This is a genomic window from Methyloceanibacter marginalis, from assembly GCF_001723295.1.
Lineage (GTDB): Bacteria > Pseudomonadota > Alphaproteobacteria > Rhizobiales > Methyloligellaceae > Methyloceanibacter > Methyloceanibacter marginalis.
In genome coordinates this window covers 1-2,296 of record NZ_LPWD01000116.1, presented here as the reverse complement: position 1 = coordinate 2,296, position 2,296 = coordinate 1, and the positions used below count along the sequence as shown (strand labels likewise).

Sequence of the window (2,296 nt, the reverse complement as noted above, 5' to 3'; positions counted from 1 at the left end):
AAGGGGGAGGTAGAAAAGAGCCGGCGACGGCGAGGGAGACAGCGTTGCGATCGAGCCGCTCCCGTGATTACTGGGCAGCGCTTCCCGAGTCGGTGCAAACACCCATCAGGAGGAACTCATGTCGCCGCATATCAGCCTCGTGACGCTCTGCGTCGCCGACATCGCCAAGGCCACGTCCTTCTATGAGCGGCTCGGCCTCGCAAAATCCAGCGCAAGCCAAGAGAGCGTGACCTTCTTTCGGGCCGGTTCCGTCGTGCTGGCGCTTTGGACACGCGAGGAGCAGGTCGAGGACGCGAAGGCCGAAGGTCTCTGGACGGGCAATGGCGGTATCGTCGTCGCCATGAACTGCGCCAGTGAAAGCGAAGTGGATGCGATGCTGGACAAAGCGCGTGCCGCCGGCGCGACGATTTTGAAGCCGGCCGAGAAAGCGTCCTGGGGCGGCTACAACGGCTACTTCGCCGACGCCGACGGCAATGTCTGGGAGGTCGCCTATAATCCGTTTTGGCCCATGCAAGAGAATGGGCGTATCGACCTGCCGGAATGAGCGACCCCAACCACATCTTCGTCTACGGCACGCTTCGCTCCGAGAGCGATCATCCCATGGCGCGGCGCCTCTTCGCGCGTGCGCGCCACGTGGGCAAAGGCAGCGTTCCGGGGCGCCTCTACGATCTCGGCTGGTATCCGGCGGCGATGTTCGATGAGCGCGAGAAGCGTCACATCCTAGGCGACGTCTTTGCGCTGAAGCCCGGCGGCAAGCTGCTGGCCGAGCTCGATGCCTATGAGGCCGGCGATCCCAATTACGAGCGCGTGCCGCTGCAGGTGGCGCTTCTGGACGGTGGTACGGTGACCGCCTGGGCCTATGGGGTGACCAAGCCTCCCAATGCACGGGTCATTCCGAGCGGCGATTTCGTCGCACATCGGAACGCGAAGACGCCGCGCCCGGTTCGTCCTTAGGTCTTTTTCTCCGCCTTGTTTGTGCGACACCCGCCGGACGGGCTAAAAGGACCGCTGGCTGAGGAAGGATCATGGAATCGATGAACGAAGCCGTGGAGGCAAAAGCGGCGCCCAAATGGGTGTTCACCTTCGGCGATGGACGCGCCGACGGCTCGGCCGGAGACAAGGAGCTTCTCGGCGGCAAGGGCGCGCATTTGGCCGAGATGTCGCGCCTCGGGCTCCCCGTGCCTCCGGGCTTCACCATCTCGACGGAAGTTTGCGCCGCTTACTATGAGCTTGGCCGCAAGCTGCCCGAGGCGCTGAAACCCATGGTGGACGAGGCGCTGGCCAAGGTCGGCAAGATCACCGGCGCGCGTTTCGGCGACGTGGACAATCCGCTGCTGGTGTCGGTGCGCTCGGGCGGGCGCGCCTCCATGCCGGGCATGATGGACACCGTGCTCAATCTCGGTCTCAACGACGAGACCGTCGAGGGCCTGGCGCGGCTCACCGGCGACCGCCGCTTCGCCTATGACACCTACCGGCGCTTCATCCAGATGTATGCCGACGTGGTGCTCGGCATCGATCACGGCATGTTCGAGGAGATCCTCGAGAACTACAAGAATCTCAAAGGCTTCGAGCTCGATCCGGAGCTCGCTGCCGAGGACTGGGCGGAGATCGTCGTTCGCTTCAAGGCCCTGGTCGGCAGGGAGCTGGAGCAGCCCTTCCCCCAGGATCTCCATGAGCAGCTTTGGGGTGCCATCGCCGCGGTGTTCGGCTCCTGGCAGACGCGCGCGCGATCGCCTATCGCCGGCTCCACGATATCCCCGACGCTTGGGGTACGGCCGTCACCATTCAGAGCATGGTCTTCGGCAACAGAGGCGACAACAGCGCCACCGGAGTCGTCTTCACCCGCAACCCGTCTACCGGCGCGAACGAGCTGTTCGGCGAGTTTCTTCTGAACGCGCAAGGCGAGGACGTGGTGGCGGGCCTGCGCACGCCCCAGCCTCTGACCGAGAACGATCGCGCCGCTTCCGGCAACGGCAAGCAATCCCTGGAAGCCCTCCTGCCGGAAGCCTTCGCGGATCTGAAGGCCGCCTGCGCGGCGCTGGAGAAGCATTTCCGCGATCTCCAGGACATCGAGTTCACCGTGCAGGAAGGCAAGCTGTTCATGCTGCAAACCCGCTCGGGCAAGCGCTCCACCCAAGCCGCGCTGAAGATCGCGGTCGACATGGCGCGCGACGCATCATCACCGAGCAGGAGGCCGTGCTGAGCCTCAATCCGGCGCAGCTCGATCAGCTTCTCCATCCGACGCTCGACCCGACGCGGAGATGACCGTTCTCGCCAAGGGCTTGCCGGCCTCGCC

Annotated in this window: 2 protein-coding genes and 1 pseudogene; all 3 read left to right on the top strand. The window is 64.6% G+C overall.

Going from position 1 to position 2,296, the window contains the following annotated elements; all coding sequences use genetic code 11:
- Nucleotides 1-118 precede the first annotated feature (118 nt).
- A complete protein-coding gene (locus AUC71_RS05220) occupies nt 119-544 on the top strand; it encodes a VOC family protein (RefSeq protein ID WP_069623411.1) in 426 nt (141 codons plus the stop codon).
- Entirely contained in the window at nt 541-954 is a 414-nt protein-coding gene (locus tag AUC71_RS05215) for a gamma-glutamylcyclotransferase family protein (protein ID WP_069623410.1), read from the top strand. Before AUC71_RS05220 ends, AUC71_RS05215 begins: the two co-directional genes overlap by 4 nt.
- 80 nt (nt 955-1,034) lie before the next feature.
- Nucleotides 1,035-2,296 (top strand): annotated as a pseudogene (locus AUC71_RS05210) (PEP/pyruvate-binding domain-containing protein); the annotation flags it as partial.

Bases quoted from the DNA above. Each gene is read 5' to 3' on its own strand.
- AUC71_RS05215 (WP_069623410.1), top strand. From the start codon at position 541: ATGAGCGACCCCAACCACATCTTCGTCTACGGCACGCTTCGCTCCGAG.
- AUC71_RS05220 (WP_069623411.1), top strand. From the start codon at position 119: ATGTCGCCGCATATCAGCCTCGTGACGCTCTGCGTCGCCGACATCGCC.